The sequence below is a fragment of the Enterovirga sp. genome (assembly GCF_035325185.1).
GTDB lineage: Bacteria > Pseudomonadota > Alphaproteobacteria > Rhizobiales > Beijerinckiaceae > Enterovirga.
Window position 1 is genome coordinate 25,385 of the sequence record NZ_DAOLAJ010000053.1, and the last position, 834, is coordinate 26,218.

The 834-nt window shown below is 67.1% G+C and carries 1 protein-coding gene and 1 pseudogene; one reads left to right on the forward strand and one right to left on the reverse strand.

The features are described from left to right. Nucleotides 1–169: pseudogene (locus tag PKD06_RS18770) on the reverse strand (transcriptional repressor); the annotation flags it as partial. 154 nt (nt 170–323) lie between these two features. On the opposite strand from PKD06_RS18770, the gene fabA reads away from it, so the two are divergent. After that, the gene (gene fabA / locus PKD06_RS11865; RefSeq protein WP_324380390.1) at nt 324–833 is read left to right on the forward strand and encodes a 3-hydroxyacyl-[acyl-carrier-protein] dehydratase FabA; all 510 of its coding nucleotides are present in this window, start codon (nt 324–326) and stop codon (nt 831–833) included. The last annotated feature ends 1 nt before the right edge of the window (nt 834 follow it).

Below are 834 nucleotides of genomic sequence, written 5' to 3' on the forward strand. Positions count from 1 at the left end.
CCTTGGCGAAGAGCAGCCAGCCGAGCGAGATGCGCTGGCGCGTCGGGCGCAAGCCCACCCGCCGCAGCCGGTCTTTCAACTCGGAGACGGGGCAGCCCTTGCGGGCGAGATGCGTGTCGGACGGGGCCGCCTTGGCGGGCCTCGGCGGAAGAAAATTGCGTTCTGTCATGGGTCCCGGACGGAAGAAGCCCCTGCTCCATACTATCCCCGCCCGATTATCGCAATGTTCCCCTCTCGACTCCGTTTGAGACCTCCTCCGCGCCGTGCTAGGCGAGCGCCGTCCGCCCGACGTGACGGATCGGACAGGCAGGAACGGACGGGACATGTCGCGGCAGTCGAGCTTTACCTACGAGGAACTGCTGGCCTGCGGGCGGGGCGAATTGTTCGGACAGGGCAATGCGCAGCTTCCCCTGCCGCCCATGCTCATGTTCGACCGCATCGCCCACATCTCCGAGACCGGCGGGGCCTTCGGCAAGGGGGAGATCAAGGCGGAATTCGACATCCGGCCGGACCTCTGGTTCTTCCCCTGCCATTTCCAGGGGGACCCGGTCATGCCCGGCTGCCTCGGCCTCGACGCCCTCTGGCAGCTCGTCGGCTTCTTCCTCGGCTGGTCGGGGCTCGAGGGCCGCGGCCGGGCCTTCGGCGTCGGCGAGGTGAAATTCGCCGACCAGGTCCTGCCGAGCGTCAGCAAGGTCGTCTACGGCATCGACATCAAGCGCGTCTTCAAGGGCAAGCTCGTCCTCGGCATCGCGGACGGCCATCTCGAGGCCGACGGCAAGCGCATCTACGAGGCGAAGGATCTGCGCGTCGGCCTGTTCAAGGCCGCAAGCTGAG